This window comes from candidate division WOR-3 bacterium (genome assembly GCA_016926475.1).
Taxonomy (GTDB): Bacteria; SDB-A; SDB-A; order SDB-A; family SDB-A; genus JAFGIG01.
The window spans coordinates 1-21,354 of record JAFGON010000022.1; the positions used below are offsets into that span (position 1 = coordinate 1).

18 protein-coding genes are annotated in these 21,354 nt (G+C 45.4%); 12 read left to right on the forward strand and 6 right to left on the reverse strand.

Annotation, left to right across the window (positions count from 1 at the left end; all coding sequences use genetic code 11):
- Positions 1-72 precede the first annotated feature (72 nt).
- The 8 genes from JXA84_01865 (at position 73) to hutH (ending at position 7,675) form a co-directional block, all read left to right on the forward strand.
- Positions 73-1,299: a T9SS type A sorting domain-containing protein gene (locus JXA84_01865; GenBank protein MBN1149946.1), complete on the forward strand. Its 1,227-nt coding sequence runs from the start codon at positions 73-75 to the stop codon at positions 1,297-1,299.
- A gap of 84 nt (positions 1,300-1,383) precedes the next feature.
- The gene (locus tag JXA84_01870; protein ID MBN1149947.1) at positions 1,384-1,887 is read left to right on the forward strand and encodes a hypothetical protein; all 504 of its coding nucleotides are present in this window, start codon (positions 1,384-1,386) and stop codon (positions 1,885-1,887) included.
- A gap of 189 nt (positions 1,888-2,076) precedes the next feature.
- A complete protein-coding gene (locus JXA84_01875) occupies positions 2,077-2,358 on the forward strand; it encodes a DUF503 domain-containing protein (protein MBN1149948.1) in 282 nt (93 codons plus the stop codon).
- The gene (locus tag JXA84_01880) at positions 2,342-3,124 is read left to right on the forward strand and encodes a DUF2520 domain-containing protein (protein ID MBN1149949.1); all 783 of its coding nucleotides are present in this window, start codon (positions 2,342-2,344) and stop codon (positions 3,122-3,124) included. Before JXA84_01875 ends, JXA84_01880 begins: the two co-directional genes overlap by 17 nt.
- A complete protein-coding gene (locus JXA84_01885) occupies positions 3,121-4,212 on the forward strand; it encodes a methyltransferase (protein MBN1149950.1) in 1,092 nt (363 codons plus the stop codon). The genes JXA84_01880 and JXA84_01885 overlap by 4 nt, the downstream gene beginning before the upstream one ends.
- Complete coding sequence (locus JXA84_01890; GenBank protein ID MBN1149951.1) at positions 4,203-5,732, forward strand: BatA domain-containing protein; 1,530 nt, start codon at positions 4,203-4,205, stop codon at positions 5,730-5,732. Before JXA84_01885 ends, JXA84_01890 begins: the two co-directional genes overlap by 10 nt.
- Entirely contained in the window at positions 5,729-6,067 is a 339-nt protein-coding gene (locus tag JXA84_01895) for a hypothetical protein (protein MBN1149952.1), read from the forward strand. The genes JXA84_01890 and JXA84_01895 overlap by 4 nt, the downstream gene beginning before the upstream one ends.
- A gap of 93 nt (positions 6,068-6,160) precedes the next feature.
- A complete protein-coding gene (hutH, locus tag JXA84_01900; protein ID MBN1149953.1) occupies positions 6,161-7,675 on the forward strand; it encodes a histidine ammonia-lyase in 1,515 nt (504 codons plus the stop codon).
- Between the two features lie 2 nt (positions 7,676-7,677).
- Here hutH and JXA84_01905 read toward each other — a convergent pair whose 3' ends face one another.
- Positions 7,678-7,914, reverse strand: coding sequence for a glutaredoxin family protein (locus JXA84_01905; protein ID MBN1149954.1), 237 nt, complete (start codon positions 7,912-7,914; stop codon positions 7,678-7,680).
- Positions 7,915-7,991: 77 nt separating this feature from the next.
- Here JXA84_01905 and JXA84_01910 point away from each other — a divergent pair, with 77 nt between their 5' ends.
- The 3 genes from JXA84_01910 to JXA84_01920 all read left to right on the forward strand — a co-directional run bounded on the left by JXA84_01910 (position 7,992) and on the right by JXA84_01920 (position 11,495).
- The gene (locus JXA84_01910) at positions 7,992-9,374 is read left to right on the forward strand and encodes a hypothetical protein (protein ID MBN1149955.1); all 1,383 of its coding nucleotides are present in this window, start codon (positions 7,992-7,994) and stop codon (positions 9,372-9,374) included.
- Positions 9,371-10,495, forward strand: coding sequence for a ribose-phosphate pyrophosphokinase (locus tag JXA84_01915; GenBank protein ID MBN1149956.1), 1,125 nt, complete (start codon positions 9,371-9,373; stop codon positions 10,493-10,495). The genes JXA84_01910 and JXA84_01915 overlap by 4 nt, the downstream gene beginning before the upstream one ends.
- A 70-nt stretch (positions 10,496-10,565) precedes the next feature.
- Entirely contained in the window at positions 10,566-11,495 is a 930-nt protein-coding gene (locus tag JXA84_01920) for a carboxypeptidase regulatory-like domain-containing protein (protein ID MBN1149957.1), read from the forward strand.
- 2 nt (positions 11,496-11,497) lie between these two features.
- Here JXA84_01920 and JXA84_01925 read toward each other — a convergent pair whose 3' ends face one another.
- Genes JXA84_01925 through JXA84_01940 form a run of 4 tightly spaced genes read right to left on the reverse strand, consistent with a single transcriptional unit; the run spans position 11,498 to position 17,225 of the window.
- A complete protein-coding gene (locus tag JXA84_01925; GenBank protein MBN1149958.1) occupies positions 11,498-12,799 on the reverse strand; it encodes an adenylosuccinate synthase in 1,302 nt (433 codons plus the stop codon).
- Positions 12,799-13,746, reverse strand: coding sequence for a ribonuclease HIII (locus JXA84_01930; GenBank protein MBN1149959.1), 948 nt, complete (start codon positions 13,744-13,746; stop codon positions 12,799-12,801). Before JXA84_01930 ends, JXA84_01925 begins: the two co-directional genes overlap by 1 nt.
- Entirely contained in the window at positions 13,739-15,700 is a 1,962-nt protein-coding gene (locus tag JXA84_01935; GenBank protein MBN1149960.1) for an ATP-dependent helicase, read from the reverse strand. The genes JXA84_01930 and JXA84_01935 overlap by 8 nt, the downstream gene beginning before the upstream one ends.
- Before the next feature lie 16 nt (positions 15,701-15,716).
- On the reverse strand, positions 15,717-17,225 hold the full coding sequence (locus tag JXA84_01940) for a sodium/solute symporter (GenBank protein ID MBN1149961.1): 1,509 nt from the start codon (positions 17,223-17,225) through the stop codon (positions 15,717-15,719).
- Between the two features lie 158 nt (positions 17,226-17,383).
- Here JXA84_01940 and JXA84_01945 point away from each other — a divergent pair, with 158 nt between their 5' ends.
- Positions 17,384-19,414 carry an immune inhibitor A gene (locus tag JXA84_01945; GenBank protein ID MBN1149962.1) on the forward strand — a complete coding sequence of 677 codons (2,031 nt, stop codon included), beginning with the start codon at positions 17,384-17,386 and terminating at the stop codon, positions 19,412-19,414.
- 212 nt (positions 19,415-19,626) lie between these two features.
- Here JXA84_01945 and JXA84_01950 read toward each other — a convergent pair whose 3' ends face one another.
- Complete coding sequence (locus JXA84_01950; protein ID MBN1149963.1) at positions 19,627-21,351, reverse strand: VWA domain-containing protein; 1,725 nt, start codon at positions 21,349-21,351, stop codon at positions 19,627-19,629.
- Between the last annotated feature and the right edge of the window lie 3 nt (positions 21,352-21,354).

Below are 21,354 nucleotides of genomic sequence, written 5' to 3' on the forward strand. Positions count from 1 at the left end.
ACGATTTTCGGTTAGCACGTTTTTTTGATTTATATGCACCAAAGAGATATAATCATACAAAAAGGAGGTTTCATGAAATTTATTCTGACGGTTTTCATTACATTTGCTCTCCCGGCTATAGCCTTTTCGAACGCCGAAAGAGCTGAAATTTGCGGCATAAACCCATGGACAGGGCAAGAAACGCCTGTCTATCAGAAGTCGTCCGTTCCGAGGTCTCCGGTTCTTTTGATCCCCGATTCAAACGCGGATGTAGTGGGTATGTTCTCTCCAAACGATGGTTCTTATCTTGGGAATATTATTGTCGACGACCCTACCGGAATAAACTATGACCTTTCAACACCGATAAACGCCATACATGGACCTGCAAAAATAATATTTCTTTCTGACCAGGTATCAGACGCAGTCTACGCTTTTGACTCTTTGGGCAACTTTCTCTACATCGCAGCGGACACTTCAGACGGCTTGAACAATGTAAGGGGCATCGCTTTCAGAAACGACACCCTTTTTGTCACGAATGGAACAGGAAACAAAGCCATATACATGTTCAGCGGGCCTCACTTATTTGCGGGCTTTTTCGTCCCGTCGGGAACTATAGATCCTTTCGATATCCTATTCCTTTCAGACGGAAGCGCTTTGGTCGCAGACATCGAGGGTTCTTCCGACAACGTAAGGCTCTACGACCCTTCGGGTAGTTTCGTAAAACAGATAATTTCCATAAATTTTCCCGAGCAGATAAACACCGACCCGGTCCTTCCCGGCGCTTTCTTAGTCGCGGGTTTTTCCGCCGACAACATAACTGACTTCGACACTAGCGGAGCCGTTTTCAGAACACTGCCTTTCAGCGGCGCAAGAGGCGTTTACAGGCTCGGAAACGGAAACATTCTCGCGACGAGTTCTACCGGCGTGGTCGAACTCGATTCTGCGACAGGCTCTCAGGTCGCTGTTGAGTATGCTGGTCAATGCAGGTTCATAGAACTCTACGATGCGTCTCTCGGAGTTGAAGAACCGGTAGAACAACCCGTCGGAATAAAGGCTTTGAGGGTTTCTCCAAATCCTTTTGACGGAGACCTAAATGTATCCTTCAGCCTTACCAGCCCTCAACGCGTCTTTGTCAGCGTCTATTCAGTCCTCGGTTCAAAAGTGAGAACTCTCAGTGAAGGAGTCCTTGAACGGGGGGACCATTGCTTTGTATGGAACGGAAAAGACGACAGCGGCGCTGAATGCCTGAGCGGAGTCTATTTCATAACAGTGACAACCCCTGAGGGCGAATCAAACCAAAAAGTCGAGTATCTCAAGTAATCACTTTTGGTTATTAAGAGCCGGTTCATCTGAGCCGGCTTTTTTTTTATAATAATCAGTATAAGTAATATAAAAGGGGAGGTTATGAAAATATTATTATCTGCTATATCTTTCATTTTTCTTCCAATTCTGCTCTTTTGTCAAACCATTACATGGGCTAAAGCTTTCGGAACAAATACATATACCGAATCAGCCCATACTGTCAGACAGACCCAAGACGGAGGGTATGTTTTATGCGGCTGGACGGATTCCTACGGTTCCGGTAACCGTGATTTCTATATGATAAAAACCGATTCAGCTGGACACGCAGTCGGCGTAGAAGAAAATATTGTTCCTTGGGTTGATTTTCATAATTATTCAATTGACTATTCCAAAAACTCTGCGAGAATTTGCTTTTTCGGAGAAAATCTTCAAGGCCTGCGACTGAAATTTTTCGATACATCCGGAAGAGAGGTTTTACTCAACGGGACATATTCATACAAAGATGGAAAAGTGGAATGTCTAATAACAAAATCCATAAGTGGTGTATATTTTTTCAGAACTGAAAATCTTTTGGATAATTTCGAAGGAAAATTTACAGTATTTTAATTACAAACAATATGTCGCTGTTCTGGTTTATTCAGCGATTGTACTTTAACTTTTGGCAGTGATTGATAGACAATTGGCTTTTTAAGATTTATTGCCTTGAAGACTGAATAAAATCATTCAATAAAACCCTCTTCCCTAAATACTCGCCAGTTCTTATAATACTTTCTATAAGACAAAGGATTCAAAAATATGTGCGTAGGTTTGGTAAACTTCACCCTCTCAATCGAGTGGGCGTATTCGCTCAAGGACAAAAGACAGGCGGTCAGGAGCGTAAAAGAAAGGCTCAAAAACAAATTCAACGCCTCGGTCGCCGAGACAGGCGACCACGATTTGTTCAACCGGGCAACGCTTTCTGCCGCTGTCGTCGGCAGCGACAAAAGTTCTGTCGAACCACAGATACACACAATGATAAAATACGTCGAAAACGACAAAAATGTCAGGCTTGAAGGTGTCAGTGTCGAGTATCTCTGAAAAGAGAATTGGAATAGTTGGACCCGGAAAAGTGGGCGCCACGCTCGCTTACGCTTTCAGGCAAAGGGGTTTTGCGGTCTCTGTAAAAGCTAAAAAAAACTTGAAGCCATCCACGCGCAGAAGTTTGAGATTTCTTGGAATAAAAGTTTTCAGCGAATCTCAGCGGTTTATGTCGAATTCCGATATAATCTTCATCTGCACCCGGGAAAAAGATATTTTTCCAGCTTATGGAGAAATCGAAGGTTTTTTGACAAAAAACCATTTCTTGGCTCATACAAGCGCTTCTTTTGCCGCCCGGGGAAACCTCAAAGGTATGCCGGTGTTTCATCCATACAGATCTTTTCCAGATGCAGAAAATGATTTTAAGGCATTAGAAGGAGTCCTTTTCGGAATTTCAGGGAAGGGCGACCTAAGAATTCTTTTTAAACTTGCAAAAAAACTCGGAGGAAAACCGGCGGAAATCCCCGAAAAAATGCTCCCTCTTTACCACGCTTCGGCTGTCATTCTCGTCGAGGGCGCCGTAAAAACGGTTGCAAAAGCCTCCATGATGCTTGAAATGACAGGTTTTGAAAAAAATCAAGCCAAGGAGATTTGCACGGACTTCGCCCTAAAAATGCAAAAAAACATACAAAAATACGGAATAGAGGCGTCCGAGACAGGACCAGTTTCGAGAAAATCACAAGAAATCATCGACAGGCATTTAAAAGAGATAAAAAAACTCTTCCCCGAGTGCCTCCAACTATACAAAGCTCTTGTCCAAAAATGAAGGACATACATCCGGTAAAACTCAAGAAATACGGAGTTCAAATAAAACCCGCGCAGGGTTATTCGGGCAGACTCAAAATTCCAAAATCCGCTCAATACATAATGGCTCAGATCGAGAAGGAAAAGAATCTGGGAACAGTTACGGTTTTCGGAGCCGGACCCGGTTTCCTCTCCCTGCCCCTATCGAAGTTCTGCGAAAAGGTCATAGCTGTGGAGTGGAACCTGACACCTTACAGAATTTTGAAAGAAAACATTCGAAAAAATTCCCTGAAAAATGTTTTTCCCGTTTTGTCCTTTGACCTCAGAGAAAAGTCAGATCTGATAGTCGTCAATTTAGACCCTCACGGCGGAAGGGAGTTGACGGTATCAATGTTTCAAAAATCCCTGAAAGCTCTGAAAGAAGGAGGAGGTCTGCTTTTCGCCGGAAGAAGGGATTTCGGTGCCAAATGGTACCAGAAATACCTGAAGACGCTCTTTGAAAACGTCGAAGTTCTCGACATAACAGGCGGTTACAGGGTGATTAAATGCGTACAGAAAAAAGATTCCGAACCGCAAAATTTTGCGAGAGAACTTGTATACAATGGAAAAAAATTTATGACCCTGCCCGGGGTTTTCTCGAGAAAAAAGATTGATGAAGGTTCAAAACTTCTCATACAAAACGTCAAAACCTCTAAACATAAAAAGATAATAGACTTCGGCGGAGGATACGGCGCTATCGGTTTAAGCCTTTCAGGGCTCGCCCAAAAATGCTATTTGATCGAGAACAACCTCATAGCCATAAAATGCTGTGCCAAAAACCTGTGTCTGAACAAAGCCATGAATTGCCAACTTATTTTCGAGGAAAGGGTCCCCGAAAACCTCTTCGGGACGGTTGATCTTTTTGTCTCAAACCCCCCGACGCATTTCGGCGGAAACACGGCAGATTTCATAATAGATCAAGCTTACAGAGCTCTTGCAAAAGACGGGGTCGCCGCTTTCGTCGTCCACAGGACGGGCGGATACTCTTCAAGACTTAAACATGTCTTTAAAAACGTCGAAATAGAAGAAAACGGTTTTTATTCTGTTCTAAAGGCAAAAAAATGTTCTTAAACCCTGTGCTGTTGCTTCTGTCCTCGGCGGCTGTATTCCCAATCATAATTCACCTCGCCAGAAAATACGGCAAAAAAGAAATGGTGTTTCCCGCCTCCTGCCTCATTGAAGATTGCCCCTTGCCTCTGAGAAAAAAATTCAAACTGAAAAGACTAATTCAGCTCATGCTGAGGATTCTCATCATATTTTCTGCAGCAACGGCATTTTCAATGCCTGTTCTGGGTTGGAGGTTTCCTTTCAGCAGGACGGTTTCGAATTCGGCTGTAGTCCTCGACGTTTCCGAAAGCGTCACTAGAAGCGGGATTTATGCTTTCGAAGAATCGAAAATTTTTGATTATGTGTCGATTGTCTGCGTCACGGGGAAAGGCGAAACGAAAATATTGAACCCCGACAGCTTTTCAGAAGAACTCAACTCCGAAAGAATGGGAAGCCGGACGGCGGATATTCCACTGGCGTACCTCCTCTGTAAGGACAAAGGAGCGAAAGAGTTTTTTTTAGTATCAGACAGTCAGAAAGCATCATGGAAAGGCATGGAATTTCTTTTGATGAAATTCAAAGCCGTCTGCTTTCCAAAAACTTCCTATCTTTTCACAATAAAATCAATCGTCTTCCCGCCGTGGTCTGTCGCCGGCGACACCGCGATTATTTTTATCTCTAAAGAAACCGGATCTGACCTCTGGATTTCTTCCGGCGACAAAACCGAACATTTTCTTGGCGATGCCGAAGTTTTCATACCGGTTTTTTTAGAAGACAGATCGGAGACATTAACGGTTTTCTCATCGGCGGAGACCCTCGAAATTACTGTTAATTCAATGGGAACAATCCCCGTCTTTTCAAACAGCGAAGAAATCCTCGACAGATTGACCTGTCTTTTCCCGAGTCCAATTTTTCAAAGAACTCAATCCCCAGAAAGCGCGGATCTCATCCTTTTGGATGAAGGCGAGCCCTTGAACTTTTATATCCCTTTTTCGAATGACCGGAATATGATTCTTTTTTTGGAAGACGGGTCAAAACTCGGAAATTACGCCAGGTCGAATTTTAGCGTCAACCCAGTGTCAGAGATTTCCGGGCATTCGGTGATCAGAGAGGGAGTTTTGAGCTTTTTGGGAGTCATCGCCTCATCCCACGTCTCAATAGAAAATTATGACAACTCCTCTGTTCTTTCGAGGTTTGAAAACGGGGATCCGGCTCTTATAAAGAACGACAATGCCTACGTTTTCAGTTTCAACCCCTCAAATTCAACAATTTTTCAAACCGAGCAATTTCCTCTGGCTCTTTTGAACCTTGCTTTCGAAGGAAAATCGAGTTTCTCCGAAAATCCCTACGTGCCTGTTGAAGAGCGTTCATCCGGCCTATTTGACGAAGAGAGTTTACATATACAGACCGTTTCAATCGAAAATCTCTCAGAAAAAGCCATGGAAAGCGCCTCTTTTGACATAAGCCCTTTTTTGACATATTTTCTTTTTTTTCTCGTCGCCGTCGAAGGTACATACTCATACTTTCTAAAGAGGTGGAGTTGATACAGAGTTACTCCTTCGGAAAGATCATGATTAATTCCGAGGTTTATCAAAAAGACCTGCTCATACTGGGGCAAAAAGTTCTGTCGCCCTGGATCAGAAAGGAAGGGCACAGACTTTCAATTACTGACGTCGAAGAAGTCATACTTTTCGCACCCCAGGTTTTCATCATAGGAACTGGTTTTTGGGGCATGATGAAAGTCGACGATGAATTGATCATTCTTTTTAGAGAAAAGGGCTGTAAAGTTTACGTCCTGAATTCAAAGGATGCGGTTCTCAAATTCAACGAAGAGAAAGAACTCTTTAAGGCCGCCGCGGCTTTCCACCTGACCTGCTGAAATAATAATTAAAAGATCCGAAAAAACCAATTAACTAATTCCTTCTATCCCATAATTTGCTAAAATATTACTTTTATCTAAACGGAGGAATCTGTGAAAAGAGTCATTATATCTGAAAAGAACATATCAATCGAAGATGTCTTGTCCGTCGCGGTGGATAAAACCAGGGTATCAATTTCAAACAGCGCCATAGAAAAGATTCAAAAAGCGAGAAAAACCGTTGAAAAGGCTTCTCTCGGGAACGTTTCCGTCTATGGAATAAACACCGGCTTCGGTTCACTCGCCGAAAAGAAAATAAGCCCCGAACAGGTAGAAAAACTACAGCTCAACCTCGTCCTTTCGCACAGCTCAGGAACAGGACCTTTGTTGGATGAAGACGCGGTCAGGGCGATGATGTTTCTAAGAGCCTGCGTAATGGCGAAAGGTCATTCGGGCGTACGACCGGAAGTTGTCATCTTATTGAAGGACATATTGAACCACAGGGCGTATCCGCAGGTGCCATCACTCGGATCCGTCGGAGCTTCAGGCGATTTAGCTCCACTGGCACATCTGACTCTCGGACTGATAGGCAGGGGAAATTTCATATTCGAAGGAAAAATAATCTCCGCCGATAAATTTTACAAAAAAACAGGCCTAAAACCGCTTGTGTTGAAGGCAAAAGAAGGACTTGCCCTGTTAAACGGAACCCAGTTCATGACGGCAGTTGGAATTCTCGCATACCAGAAAGCGGAAAATCTGTCTTTTTCTTCGGACGTCTCCGGAGCTTTGACCCTCGAGGCTCTCGACGGAAGACCAGAAGCTTTCGATCAGAAAATTCACGCTTTAAGGCCTTATCCCGGTCAAATCAAAACGGCTGAAAACATAAGAAAACTCATAAAAAACAGCAAAAACATATACAGGGACAAGTATTCCAGGGTTCAGGATCCCTATTCGCTTAGATGCATGCCGCAAGTTCACGGTGTTTTAAAGGGTTCACTGACGGCGGCAAAAAAAACCCTCGAAACAGAGATAAATTCGGTGACCGACAACCCGATTGTGTTCCCGGAGCAGGGAGAAATTCTCTCAGGCGGGAATTTTCACGGACAACCTATTGCCTACACCATGGACTCTTTAAGCCTAGCCCTGACAAATATCGGTGCGATATCAGAGAGAAGAACAGACCTTCTTCTCGACGAAAAAAGAAGCGGACTCACGCCATTTTTAGCTTCAGAACCAGGTGTCGAATCCGGTTACATGATAGCTCACCTTACAAGCGCCTCATTGTTAAACCTCGTAAAAAAAGCCGCCCAACCCTGTTCATCGGATTCGATGCCCACATCCGCGGGAAGAGAGGACCATGTCAGCTTCGGGTCAAACTCAGCTCTCACCTGCATGGAAGCTGCAGATCACGTCTCGACAATCATCGCTATTGAATTCTTGACCTCCTCAAGAGCAGTTGACCTTTTCCGGAAAAAAGACAAACTCGGCATCGGCACTGAATTGGCTCATAATTTTATCAGAAAAATAATTCCTTTTCAGAAGAAAGATCATGTTATATCCAAGGAAATAAACGGTTTAAAAAAAAGTCCCAACGACGGTTCTTTTAATTTTATAAAACAAGAGATATAAACTCAATGGTGTAAACCCAGAGCTCTGTCTATAGCAGGTTTGTTGAAGCCTACAATTATTTTGCCGCCGATATCTACAACGGGAACACCCATTTGCCTGCTTTTTCTTACCATTTCCTCCGCAGCAGCTTTATTCTTAGAAACATCTACTTCGCTGAAGGGAACGCCTTTTTGTCTGAGATAAGTTTTTACAGAACCGCAATATGTGCATGACGGCGTCGTGTAGACTTTTATATTCATAAATCCTCCTTTTCGGGATAAATATAGCGGAAAAAATGAAATTGACAATGGTTGACTATGCCTTTTTAATTTAAAACATGCCCCTCGACAAAAACGACAATTCCCTGAACTGGAAAAAGATAATTCTTTTTTGGACTCCCCTCTCCTTTACATGGCTTATGATGTCCATGGAGGCTCCTTTTATCACGGCAATAATCGGCAGGATAGTCGAAGCGAAGTACAACCTCGCCTCTTACGGTGTCGCGTTTTCAATAGCTATGCTTATAGAAGCTCCGGTAGTCATGATTCTTTCAGCTTCCGTCGCTCTGGTCAACTCAAAGAAAAACTACATCAAACTCAGAAATTTTATTTTGACCATAATCGTTTCGGTGACACTTCTCCATATATTTATCAACTTGCCCTTTGTATTCGGCTATATTTCTGGGGATGTTCTGAAGTTAGACCCTAAAATCGCATCCCTCGCGCATTCCTCTTCCATAATAATGATCCCTTGGGCCGGCGCTATCGGTTACAGAAGGTTCTACCAGGGAATACTTATAAGGATGGGGCAGACAAAAAAAGTCGCCGCCGGAACATTCGTAAGGCTATTTTTCATGACGGCGACCGGTCTTTTTTTGTTTTTATTTACGGATATCCCGGGAGCCTGCGTAGGAGCGGCTTCTCTATCCGTCGGAGTGATCCTCGAATCCGCTGCCACTCGTATTATGGCAATCAAGGCAGTCAAAAAGGTGACCTCAGGCGGTGAAGACCAAAAGCTTTTGTCGCTATCCGATATCGTAAAGTTTTATTACCCTCTCGCTTTGACATCTTATTTGATCCTGGGAATCAACCCGATACTGACTTTTTTTATGGCAAAAGGAAAAATGCCGGTAGAATCCCTCGCCGTCTTACCCGTTATAAACGCTTTTATTTTCATATTCAGGAGTTTCGGTCTTTCTTTTCAGGAAGCTGCCCTCGCTCTTCTTGGTAAAAATTACGACAACTTCATACCTCTCAGGAATTTCGCCTTGGTCCTCGGTATACTCACAAGTTCCCTTGCCGCTTTGGTCTCCGTGACTACCCTGTCTCTCCTGTGGTTCAAGCATGTTTCTTTTTTGTCCGAAGAACTTTTAGCCCTCACTCTTTTCCCGACCGTGGTCCTTTCAATTATGCCGTCTTTGACGACTCTTTTGGCGTGGCAGAGATCCGTTCTCGTCAACTCGAGGCTGACTTATCCAATAACAATAGCGACCGCACTCGAAGTAATCGCTATAGGTATTTTGATGACTTTCTCGGCGAAAATTTTAAACCCGGTCGCCATCTATTCAGCTGCGGTTTCCGTAGTACTCGGAAGAGCTCTCGCAAATTTATACCTGTATTTTCCATACAGAAAAATCGTCTTTTCCCACGGTTATAAACCAAGTTTCTACAGATCGTATATAAGGCTTTTTGACAAGGTCAATTCGGAGGTAAAAACATGATAAACATGGACAAGTTCAGCCAAAATTTCATCACGCCCGAGAGGTTCGACAAAACGAAGAGCCGGCTTCTTCACGGACCCAACGGCTGGCTTCTTTTCGTAGCTTGTAATTCCGGAATATCTCTCGTGCAGGACATCAAACGCCACTACGAAGAAATGCTGAAAGTAAACGGAAGCTACTTGAAAGAGATTCCTCTCATTGGAACAGACAACAACCCCCTGACGATGATTTTTCAGGACACCGAGACATGCCCTCGCCTGACAAGGCACGTAGCGGGATCAAACGCTTTTGTCTTTCAGTGCATACATGAAAACAAATCCAGCAACTCCGTCAACGAAAACCTCCAACAGCTTCTTCAGTCGGTGAGGACTTTAAAAGCTCACAGGGCTCAGACCGTAACTGTTGTAACTCCCTATTCGCCTTATTCACGTCAGGACAAGCCCACTTTCATGCAGAGGGAAGCGACACTCGCCAAACTTTTCGCCGACCAGCTAAAAGTCGCCGGAGCAAACATACACCTGACCTACCATCCCCATGCATTGTCTCTTTTCGGTTTATACGAGCCTGACATGACTCTTGTCGCTCTGAGCGGACTCGACCTGTTCCTGGAAATATTCTGTGAATTCAAAAACAGCAAAGAAGTTGTAGCGGTCTCAACCGATTCCGGCGGCGCGAAGTTCACCGTTCATTTTGCAGAGAATATGGGGGTTTCACACGCGATAGTAAACAAATTCAGGCATGGAAAAGATTCATCGGATATGTTAGGAGTCATAGGCGATCTCGAAAACAAAAAAACGGCCCTGATAACTGACGACGAGACGGTGACGGGAAGCTCTTTCCTGAACGTTGTAAAAAATCTCAACCTGAACCACGGAATACAAAATATACACGTCGGAATATCACATTTGAAGATGAAGGAGAACAACATCCCCAAACTCGTCGAGGCGCACGAGAAATACGGGCTTTCGAAAATGCATGTCACCGATTCTATCCCGCAAATCCCTGAAATATTGAACCTTGATTTTGTCGAAGTACACAGCCTTGCGAGGCGCTTTGCTTCAACTATCAACAGGCTTCACAACGATGTCTCTGTAAGCGAGCTCTTCTCTTCAATTAAATGAAAATTTTCAAACTTCAGTCCCTTCGGTAAACGTGTTAGAATGTATTGATCAAGCTAAATAAGGAGGAAAGATGAAAAAGTACGCCGCTCTGATACTAATTTTTCTGCCGCTGACATTGTTTGTCTCCTGCACAAAAGATTCCTCGCCCACACAGCCAACAAACACAGGTTGCGTGGACGGATATTTCAGGCTGCCTTCGGGAGACTTTCCCGTGCCGGGAGCCACCGTTTCAGTCGGCAACATCACCACTACGACAGCTTCAGACGGTTATTTTATGCTGCAAAACGTGCCTGAAGGCGATCAGGTCCTGACTGCGACAAAGGAAGTCTTCACAGCTTCTGCAACTGTCACGGTAGTCAAAAACGACACTGCTTCGAGAACGCTTTATTCTTCTGTTCCCGTGAGAAGCTATTTCCTCGTAGTCTACGGAGGGGATTTCTGGGACGAACTGACAACGGTTCTAAAGACCGCCGGCATCTCATACGATTCAGTCAACCTTCACAATTTGACCTCCAACGACATAAACGGGAGAAAATACATTTTCTTGGTCTCAGACAGCGGTTATGTATCCAACACTTACCCCGCAGAACTCAAAAACTGGGCTGAACAGCAGGGCAACCACCTCTACGCTTCGAGCAGCGCTTACATTTGGCTTTTGGGCATGTTCCCCGGACAATTCGAAAGGTACAACACGGACGGCATGGCAGGCACCGCCACAAACATTGTCATCGAGTCTTCACTTTCTTCCTACGTCGGGGGAACTCTTTCTGTTGTCTTTACGTTGCCGTATGTCCCGATAAGCATGATTCAGACAGGAGTTACAGCCCTGATAAGAGCCACTGTGCCAGTCGAGGGGGGGCAATGGCTTTCAGACTCCCCTGTAGCTTTCAGGTGGAGAGAAGGCGGATCCAACGGCGGAACAATAACTTTCACAAACCTCTACACAGGGATGAAAGGACCGGCTGAGGAAAGGGCTAAAATTTACCTCTCTCTTTTCTGAAACTACCAACTGAATATACGCGCGCCGTCTCTCTCTATGAGGTCGGCGCGTTTTGGACCCACCGATACCCATGAAATTCTTACTTCGAGTTGCTCTTCAATCATGTTCACGTATTCTTTGGCCTCACGGGGCAAGTCGTCAAATCTTCGGACAGACGAAATATCAGTTTTCCATCCCTTGTAACTTGCAAGGACAGGCCTTGCGCTTTCCAAAAAAGGCGTTGTCAGAAAATTATCCGTCTCCTCTTTTCCTGTCTTGTACTTTACGCAGACAGGTATGGTTTCTAGGTATCCGAGAACGTCCAAATTCGTCAATACCACCTGGGTAGCCCCCTGAACCGCGCAACCGTATCTCGTCGCGACGCAGTCGAACCAACCCATTCTTCTCGGCCTGCCTGTCGTCGCGCCGAATTCTCCGGCGTCCCCTCCTCTATTTCTCAGCTCGTCCGCTTCAGCGCCGAAAATCTCCGCGACAAAAGGTCCTCTGCCGACGCAAGTAGAATAGGCTTTGACGACTGCGATTACCTCCTTTATCTCGTAGGGTGGTATTCCAGCGCCTACTGACGCGAAACCGGCAAGAGGGGATGATGAGGTTGAAAAAGGGTATATGCCATGGTCAGGATCTCTGAGAGAACCGAGCTGACCTTCGAGAAGAATTTTTTTCTTTTCCTTCAAAGCTTCTTTTAAAAACGATGTCGTGTCGGTTAAATACGGTTTTATCATTTCACCCTGCGAAAGCATCTCTTCCGCCAGTTTTTCAAGGTCAAGTTTTTCCTCTTTGTACAGGTGTTCCAAAAGAATATTCTTCCGATCCAGGGCTTTCTTCACCGTCGAAAAAAACATTTTTCTGTCGTAAAACATCGAAGCCTCAACGGCGATTTTTGCGCTTTTATCGGAATAAAACGGAGCTATTCCTGAACCTGTAGAACCGAATTTTTCACCTTTTAAACGCGCTTCTTCAAACCCGTCGAAAAGAACGTGGTAAGGCATGACGATCTTAGCCCTGTCGGAGACCATTATAGAAGGTTTGGGAACACCTCTTTTCCTGAGAGATTCGATTTCATCCAAAAAACTCTTTATATTAAGAGCGACGCCAGGCCCAAGGACATTTTTGACGTGCGGATAAAAAACTCCCGAGGGCAAAAGATGCAGGGCGAATTTGCCGTATTCGTTTATGATAGTGTGACCGGCGTTGTTCCCGCCCTGAAACCTGACCACTATGTCGGAATTTTTCGCGAAATAGTCGGTCATCTTCCCTTTCCCTTCGTCTCCCCAGTTGGCTCCGACAACTGCAGTTGCTGGCATCAATTCTCCTTTGTGAAACGAGAGTCAAAAATAGTCCCGGGTCGAATGCTTCTCAAAACTTGCTGAGCGGTTTTGAAATTCATTTTAACAGACATTCGCAATTCTTTCTCCCCAAAATTCTCGGCAAATTTCAACGCTGTTTTATGCGTTCCTGCGGAACAGCCCAGGGGTATCTTCATTCCGTATTTTTCGGAAATAATTTTGACCCCGCCTAAAAAAGCGCTTCTGGCCAAAACTGAAGCCGCGGCAACTGCCCGGATGCTTTCGGCTCTGTAAAAAAAGGAGGTCTTCCCATGGAAGACATTTGAAAAGTCACAGTTTCGTGAAAATTTATCCACTATTAATGTCCTGGGAAGGTGCCTTTTCGCAAGGTTTCGAACCGTCTCTTTATGAAGATCGCAGAGAAGTTCGTTCAGCGAATATCCCTTTCTTTTCACTTGTTCATACTTTTCGTTGTAATCCATCGGAGATAAAACGGTGATCTCGAACTTGGACTTGAACGCTTCCCCAATATTTTGGGCCAGCGCAATGTTTTTTTCATCAGTGTTCATTTTTGAATCTCTCACGCCCATACGTTCAAGTTCGCATGAATCCTCTTCATCGGCAAAAAAAGCCGCAGAGACGAGAGGACCGAAGAGGTCACCTTTTCCTGATTCGTCGCACCCGACAAAGGGGTGCTGAAGATCGAGGTTCTCTGGTTGTATTTCGGGATTGCCTTCAAAATTTTCAATGAATTGAACAAGGTCTTCGCTGTCTATCTGTGAAAGGTCGAGTCGGACACCTTTTTTTTTGTTGTCATAAACCCTGACATGTCCCGAACCTAAACGGCTTTTTACAAAAAATTGTGTTCCTCTCAATATTTCCTTTTCTCCAGACAATTCGGCTCCGGTTTTTTTTAAATTTTCCTTTATTTTTTGGACAAGTTCTCTGCGGGAAAACTTATTCATCCGTGTATTCCCTTTCAACAAAATCTGTGAGTATCCTGCCTTCAGCTAAAAATCTCGAGACCTGAGATGTGCTGAAAAGGCTGAAATTCCAATAGTTTCTTGCTGGGTTGATGTATCCCGGTTTTAAAAGAAACAGGTCCCTTTTCGCTCTGGTCGTCGCCACGTATAACAGTCTCCTCTCCTCTTCAAGATCATCAGGGTCTTCAAGGCATCGGTACGAGGGAAAATAACCGTCGGTGAGGTGTATTATGAAAACCGAATGCCACTCGAGGCCTTTTGCCGAATGCACCGTCGATAAGGTCAGAATTTCATCGTCGTCTTTTCCTGCTATTGTGTCGATTTGGCTTTTTTCAAGAGGTTCGAGAGTCATGTCGGTCAAAAATTCCGCTACGGTAGAATACCTCCTTGCGACAAACACCAAAGAGTCGAGGTCGTTTGCCCTCCTTGAATAATCCTCGAGGTAAATTCTCAGAAATTTGTCCCTGTAGTATTCGAGCACCTCGGAGACGATTTCTTCAGCAGAGACGGAGTTTTCGTTTAGCAGTTTTGAAAGTTTTTTTAGTTGGTTGATGTCATCTTTGTAGATTTTTGAAGCGTACAAAGATTCTTGGAGGTTCTCTATTCCACCTTTTTGCGATATTCTTTCAAAAAAGAGTTTTGCCGTCTTGCTGCCCACTCCTTCTATCAATTTAAGGGACCTGAACCAACTCACAGAATCGCGCGGATTGACGAGAGATTTGAGTATTGAAAGGACGTCTTTTATGTGGGAAGCTTCTGTGAATTTCACACCTCCGTATTTTTTGAAAGGAATGCCGAACTTTCTCAGTTCAAGTTCAAGATCGTTGGAGTGCCATCCTGCTCTGAAAAGAACCGCCATATCGTTCAACTTCACGCCTTCTTCTCTCAGCTCAAGCAGTTTTTTGCAGACATACCTCGATTGTTCGTTTTCGTCTCTCGCTTCAACGTAAAGAGGTTTTCTGCCTCCCCTGATATTCGTCCTGAGGTTTTTTGAGTATTTCTCGGACGCGAATTTAATTACTTCGTTTGTCAAGTTGAGAATATTCTGCGTGCTTCTGTAATTTTCTTCAATGGTGACCACTTCAGTGCCGGGAAAAATCCGCGGAAAATCCATTATGTTTTTGAAATTTGCCCCCCTGAAGGAATAAATGCTCTGGGAATCGTCTCCGACAGCCATGACGTTTTGATGCTCGGACGCCAGAAGGGCGGTTATCTGGGATTGAATTTTGTTCGTATCCTGGTACTCATCCACCATTATGTATTTGTAAAACTCTCCCAGCTTTTTTCTTGTCGAAGGATTTTCCTCCAGCAGCATTTTAAGTTTCACAAGAAGATCGTCGTAATCCATCAACCCGCCGGTTTTTTTGTTCTCCTCGTATCTATCCCTGAGAAGTTCAATGTCCTGGCAGAGGTGGTAAAACTGCGGATACTGCTTTTCTACAATTTGAGGGATTTCCGAAAGGCAATTCGAGGATTTGCTGAATATGTCACCGAGAGTCTCTTTTTTCGGGAATCTCGCCTCTTTTCCTGAAAGACCCATTTCTGATCTCAGAAGGTTTATCAGGTCTTCCGAATCAGACCTGTCGAGAATCGTGAAACCCGGTTCATACCCCACTTTTTTAGCGTTTTTCCTGAGAATGTTGTTCGCGAAAGAATGATACGTGCCTCCGGCAACGTGAGAGCACCTGTCGTCGAGAACAGAAGAGGCTCTTCTCAGCATCTCCTGAGCCGCTTTTCTCGTGAAAGTCAAAAGCAGGATATTTCTCGCGTCCACGCCTTTTTCTACGAGGTACGCCACTCTATAGACAAGTGTCCTGGTCTTGCCGCTCCCGGCTCCGGCTATGACGAGCAGAGGACCTTCTCTGTGCGTGACCGCTCTCAACTGTTCGGGGTTGAGCTGTTTTTCGTAGTCTACGAGAAGGTTGACTTTTTTCATCATCGCCCCCGATATTTCAGGGTTTTTCTCTGAAAAGAACCACTGTGAAAAAAGTCCAAAAAGTGCCGAGGATTATTGACCATGGCCAGGCTATGATCTCCACCCCGAGGGGTCTGAGTAAAAACGTCCTGACAGGAGTTAAAAACCCAATGTTTTGGGAAGTCAAAAAAACCACAAGTAAAATACTTGAAACCATAGAAAATACGTTTAAGAGGTCTTTTCCCCTTTTCTTTGTCGCAATCGCCGCGAGCATAACCCCGAGAAGGGCTCCGTAAGAGTATCCGAAAACTTTGAATCCGAGCCAGAGTACGGACTGAGTTCTGCCGAAGAAAACGGCGACGGCGCCGAGAATGGCCACAAATACCGCGACGAGAACCCTTGAAAGGATCACCTCTTTTTTTCCGTTGAAAGAAAAAAAGTTTTTCAGGATATCCCTGTAGAAAGAGGAAGCCAGAGAGTTCGAAGAAGAGTCTATGGAAGACATAGCCGCCGCGAGAAGACCGGCAATCAAAAGCCCCCTCGCCCCCGAAGGTAAAACTGTCTTAATGAAATAAGGGAAGAGATAATCAGGGTTTCCCGCAAGGTATGACGCTGCGACCGAGTCATGAGGCATAGTCTTGTAATAGACAAACAAAGCGGCTCCGACAGCTAAAAACACCAGAGTCACGGGAAAATTCAAAACAGCTGAGTAGATCAATGCCTTTCTGCTGTCCCGAAGGTCTCTGCAGGTCAGCGTCCTCTGTACGAAATCCTGGTCTGTCCCCATGACGGCGAGGGTTGTAAAAAAACCGAAAAGAGACCCGGCGAGAAAAGATTTGGAGCCCGAAAAATTGAATATAAAATCCGGTGAAGAGCTGTCGAAAGACAGATGAAATATCGTGAATTTACCCTCTTGAACTCCGACAGAGATGAACTGCGAAAAACCGTCGGGCAGGGATTTCAACACGAAACCGACCGTGAAAACAGCCGCGGCGATGAAAAGGCAGAACTGAAAAAAATCCGTCCAAATAACCGCTTTTATACCTCCGAAAGAAGTGTAAAGAAGCGCAATAGCGCAGACGTAAAACACCGAAGAGAAAAAAGAGATGCCGAAAATCACGGAAAGACCAACAGCGCAAGCCGCCAACCTGACCGAACTGGCAAGTATTCTGCTGACGATGTAAATTGCGGATGAGGACAACCAGGTCGCCTTTCCGAATCTGTTGCCTAAAAATTCGTAGGGAGTCATCACCTTTCTGCCGTAAAAAGCTTTCAGAAATACAAACGAAACCAAAATTCTAGCAAAAAGGTCTCCGAAAGCGAGTTGAAGGTAGTTGAAATCCCCTCCCTGGGCGACTACAGAGCCTGGAACTCCAATGAAAGTCATCGCTGAAAGCGCGGTCGCGTATATGGAAATTGTAACCGCCCACCACTTCATAGCCCTTCCTGCCAAAAAGAAGTCCTCCGCCGACTTTTCCTTTTTTCCGGACCAAATACCAAGAGCTATGACGGCCGCGGAATAAAAAACTATGACAACTATATCCAAAAACATGACAGTCGAAGTATAACAGCGGTGAAAGCTTCATGACAATCTCATACTTGGTTTTAGAAAATTTTATTGTTGACCTTTTTATGCATTGATGTAAAATATAAAAGTCGGCATATAAACATGCCGGAAGAGTAAAAATTTCACAAGGAGGATCTATGAGAAACCTTACGGTTTTCGCGGTGATTCTGTCTTTCGCCGCGGCTGTTTTCGCAGCCAATCCTAACAATGATGCTGCACCCTACGTTCAGTCTCTCCCTTCAAACACAGAAGCAATTGAAATGCCTTTGGTCTGGTCTCTGAATGTCCAGGCATTAGGAGCAAGCAACAGGTGTCTCGGCGTTGAAGTAATAGACGATTCTCTTATGATTGTCACCGACGCGAACACTACTGGCTGCGTATTCCAGCTGATAAATTATGTCTCAGGAACCATCCTCGGAACCGTCCCCCAGCCCGGTCAAACCGGTTGGGGACACAGAGACATGGACAGAGACGCCGGAGACACAATATACGCAGGCGGAGCCACAGGCACGACAGTGTACGGATACACCTGCACTGTCAACCCTTTCGCAATGACTTCAGCTAACTCCTACACCGGACAGTCAAACCCTAATAGAGCTATTGCATGGCTTCAGGGAGACACTTTCTGGACAGGAAACTTCAGCACATCCATGGGTTATTTCACAAAAACCGGAGCTGTCTGGAGCGGCACAGGCAACTATTCTGTATACGGTTCCGCTTATGTGCCCTCTTCGGTTCCAAACGGCGACAAAGTATGGTACCACGGACAGGTGACAAACCCCGCCGGATGGGAATGCACCTGGTTCGGTTTGAACCCCCACACAGGCACATGGACAGGTGAAACCCTTTATTGTCAGATCCCCGCTTTCGCCGCAGGATATGCCGATGCTATGGCCGGCGGCGGCGACTTCGTTGATGATTTTATGGGATTTGGTCCCTGCCTCGTCGGATTCACTCAGGGAGACAACGACTTTGTCTACGCTTTATCCCTCAACCCGACCATAAACGACGTGGGAATCAGGAGTGTCGTCGAGCCTCATCCAGGACAGTATCCTCCAGCGACGGCTATAACTCCGCAATGCTGGGTTTATGCAGATCCTTACTGCTCCGGACCCCAGACATTCGATGTAGATTTGACCATTGAAGAATCGGTTTCTGGCGTCATATACGACGAGACCGTCGGTGTCACCAACCTCGCCCCCGGAGACTCACAGCTCGTCACTTTCCCGAACTTCACGACATGGTGGTACAGGCACAACTTCACGGCTACATTCATCACCAACCCGGGCGGAACCATCCCGACAAACGACACGGTATCTGTCGAATTCCACACTTTCCTCTTCCAGGACCTCTACGTAGAGGACTTTGAAGCCGACAGTGGAGACATGACTGTCACGGGGACAGCAAGCGTCTGGCAGTGGGGAGCACCCACAACAGGTCCCGGAGCGGCGCACAGCGGAAGCAACGTCTGGGCGACAGTCCTCGCGGGCAACTACCCGAACAGCGCGCATGCTCAGCTGACGACTCCCGCAATAGCACTTCCCGCTGACATGTCCACAGCCGAATGCTACTTCTGGATGTGGTGGGACACAGAAGCGAACTACGACGGCGAAAACATGAACATCTCAACAGACGGCGGGACTTCATTTGTCGCGTTTTCAGCAGTAACACCCGCGTACAACGGGACAGGCAATTCTTCGAATCCTCTCGGACAGGTTCCCTGCTGGACTGGCCACACGACCGGCGCTTCTTGGCAGCAGTATGTGATGGACCTCTCCTCATACGGCGGACAGACGATACTGCTTCAGTGGGACTTCGGTTCTGACGGTTCTGTTGCATACCCGGGATTCTACATCGACGATGTCACAATCAGAATACCCAACGCCGTCGAAGAAAATCCGATAGTCAACCCGGATGTATTCTCCGTCAGGCCAATGGCACAGGTCGGAAACACCCTGAGTTTGGCACTATCAGTTCCTTCTTCAACCCAGGTCAGATTCGAGGTATTCGACGCGACGGGAAGGCTTGTTGCAGTTCCTTTCTCGGGAACCGTCAACCAGTCAAGTGTTCTTTCGTGGAAATCCGACAATGTCTCAAACGGCGTCTTTTTCTACAAAGTCACCGCTAACGGCAGTACTTACACCGGAAAGTTCACGAGAGTTTTCTAAAACTTCCAAGGGCGGGTAACTCCCGCCCTTTTTTTATCCTTAAAATTTCCTGTTCAGAAAAGGTATTGAACCATTCTGTTTTTACCAACATAAAGCTAAAAATTATTTAGACCGGACCAGCGCTTAATGCGGGGGATGTTTTAAAAGGGAAAAACCAATATTAGTGGGCGCGTATATAAAACTCATTGGAACGTTATATACGCGCTTATTTTTTACATGTGGGAAAGTTTACCGAGGATCTCGAGTTCTTTGGAAAGAGTCGTGTCTCCCAGGACATCGGCTTCACTTTGGAAATAATCATTGAAATCCTGGAACAGCTCCGAATAATGAGAAGAGACTTCTAATTCCATGGATTGTCTTTCCCACCTTCCAAGCTCTACGATTTCTTCGTCGAAGACCACTATGCCGGTGTTCATGCTGACAAGCGGCGAAGAAGAAACCAATTCTCCGCCGGATCTTTGGTCTACGAGCCAGCTCTTGACGAGTTCGACATACCTGGCGAGCAGTATGCCCTTCCTTATTCCGTTGTTGTCGTAAAATTCTTCTCCGGACGCTTCGAAATCAATTTCTTCGGAACTTTCGTCTCTGTCGCCGTTTCTGTCTTGGTAGGAAACTCTCAAGGAAATTTCACCGTCGGAAGAAATCTTCTTTAATCTCAAAAGGACGAGTCCTCCCCTGGTTTCTCCTCCTTCACTTTTTGAAGGAAACAAAGTATTGACCTTCATTATCTGCCCGGTCGAAAGGTCGGCTTCAGGTGAACCGTAGACCTTTTCTATTTCGTACCCTTCCGATTCGAGTACCAGCTCTAGGTCGAAGACGAGAGGGGTGACCATATAATCAAAATTCTCGTCCATTTGCTCTTTGAACTGAGAAGAGGAATGCACGCTGAAATAATTGGCACCTTTGATCTTGGTCAGGATTTCGACGAGTTCTGTGTTCAGATCCACGCCTATTCCTATAAAAGTCGTGAAAACACCTCTTTCGGAATTCTTTTCGAACATTCCGAAAAGGCTGTGTTCGTCGGTAGAACCGGTGTTGGGCATTGCGTCTGTCAAAAATATAACCCTGTTTTCGTATTCGGACATGTCGAGGCTCTCAAGGCTGTCGAAAAGCTGTGAAGCTATTACCATACCGGCTTCCATGTTCGTCCCGCCCTGAGGTGTGATTTCGAGAACATGTCCCCTTATGCTCTCCATGTCCGTCTCGTCGACTCTTCTCAGAGGCTTCGCAAGGTACCCGTTGTCGTCAAAAAGCACTATACCAAACCTGTCTTCCTGTCCAAGATGTCCCATGAGGGCTACAACAGCTTCGTTGGCGATTTCCATTTTCGACTTGCTGAAATCATCCTCTTCATCTACTTCCTGTTCGTTTCCGAACCTGTCGTAGTAGTACATGTCGAAAGGACTGCCCATAGAGCCCGAAATATCGAGGACGACCACGAGGTTGAGTTTTTTTCTCGAAAAATCGCTTTCTTTCAGGCCTGAATTCAAACCTACTGACAAATAATAAATCGGTTCAGAAGTAAAAGGGTCAAACGAAACTGCTCTGCTGTATGACGGACAGAAAAGCTTTTCGCAGGGTTCAGTCTGCCCGGTCTCAAAGAAATAATCATAGTAAATGCCTTCTACCGTGATGTCCGTAGGCAGAGGGAGGTATCCATTTTCAATATTTTCCCTGAAATTGTTTATGTCTTTCGCCCCGCCGACAGAGAAACCCAGTGCGTCTTCTTCAGCCATTGACTCGTAAACCATGGGAGATCTCTGAGCTCCCCCGTTGCTGTATGAGTTGTAGGTCTTAAAAATAAAACCGTCTTCATCATATTCGCCGGATCTATACTGCCAGTCGTCTACCTTTTCCTTGATGATTTCCTTTGGTGTGCAGGAAAACAAAGCCAACAGAAAAACTACAGCCGCGTAAAAAAATGCGTTCATTTTCATATC

Excerpts from the sequence above, each read along its gene's own strand:
- JXA84_01865 (MBN1149946.1), top strand. The coding sequence starts at position 73 with ATGAAATTTATTCTGACGGTTTTCATTACATTTGCTCTCCCGGCTATA.
- JXA84_01870 (MBN1149947.1), top strand. The coding sequence starts at position 1,384 with ATGAAAATATTATTATCTGCTATATCTTTCATTTTTCTTCCAATTCTG.
- JXA84_01875 (MBN1149948.1), top strand. The coding sequence starts at position 2,077 with ATGTGCGTAGGTTTGGTAAACTTCACCCTCTCAATCGAGTGGGCGTAT.
- JXA84_01885 (MBN1149950.1), top strand. The coding sequence starts at position 3,121 with ATGAAGGACATACATCCGGTAAAACTCAAGAAATACGGAGTTCAAATA.
- JXA84_01890 (MBN1149951.1), top strand. The coding sequence starts at position 4,203 with ATGTTCTTAAACCCTGTGCTGTTGCTTCTGTCCTCGGCGGCTGTATTC.
- JXA84_01905 (MBN1149954.1), bottom strand. The coding sequence starts at position 7,914 with ATGAATATAAAAGTCTACACGACGCCGTCATGCACATATTGCGGTTCT.
- JXA84_01910 (MBN1149955.1), top strand. The coding sequence starts at position 7,992 with ATGCCCCTCGACAAAAACGACAATTCCCTGAACTGGAAAAAGATAATT.
- JXA84_01915 (MBN1149956.1), top strand. The coding sequence starts at position 9,371 with ATGATAAACATGGACAAGTTCAGCCAAAATTTCATCACGCCCGAGAGG.
- JXA84_01920 (MBN1149957.1), top strand. The coding sequence starts at position 10,566 with ATGAAAAAGTACGCCGCTCTGATACTAATTTTTCTGCCGCTGACATTG.
- JXA84_01925 (MBN1149958.1), bottom strand. The coding sequence starts at position 12,799 with ATGCCAGCAACTGCAGTTGTCGGAGCCAACTGGGGAGACGAAGGGAAA.
- JXA84_01930 (MBN1149959.1), bottom strand. The coding sequence starts at position 13,746 with ATGAATAAGTTTTCCCGCAGAGAACTTGTCCAAAAAATAAAGGAAAAT.
- JXA84_01935 (MBN1149960.1), bottom strand. The coding sequence starts at position 15,700 with ATGAAAAAAGTCAACCTTCTCGTAGACTACGAAAAACAGCTCAACCCC.
- JXA84_01945 (MBN1149962.1), top strand. The coding sequence starts at position 17,384 with ATGAGAAACCTTACGGTTTTCGCGGTGATTCTGTCTTTCGCCGCGGCT.
- JXA84_01950 (MBN1149963.1), bottom strand. The coding sequence starts at position 21,351 with ATGAAAATGAACGCATTTTTTTACGCGGCTGTAGTTTTTCTGTTGGCT.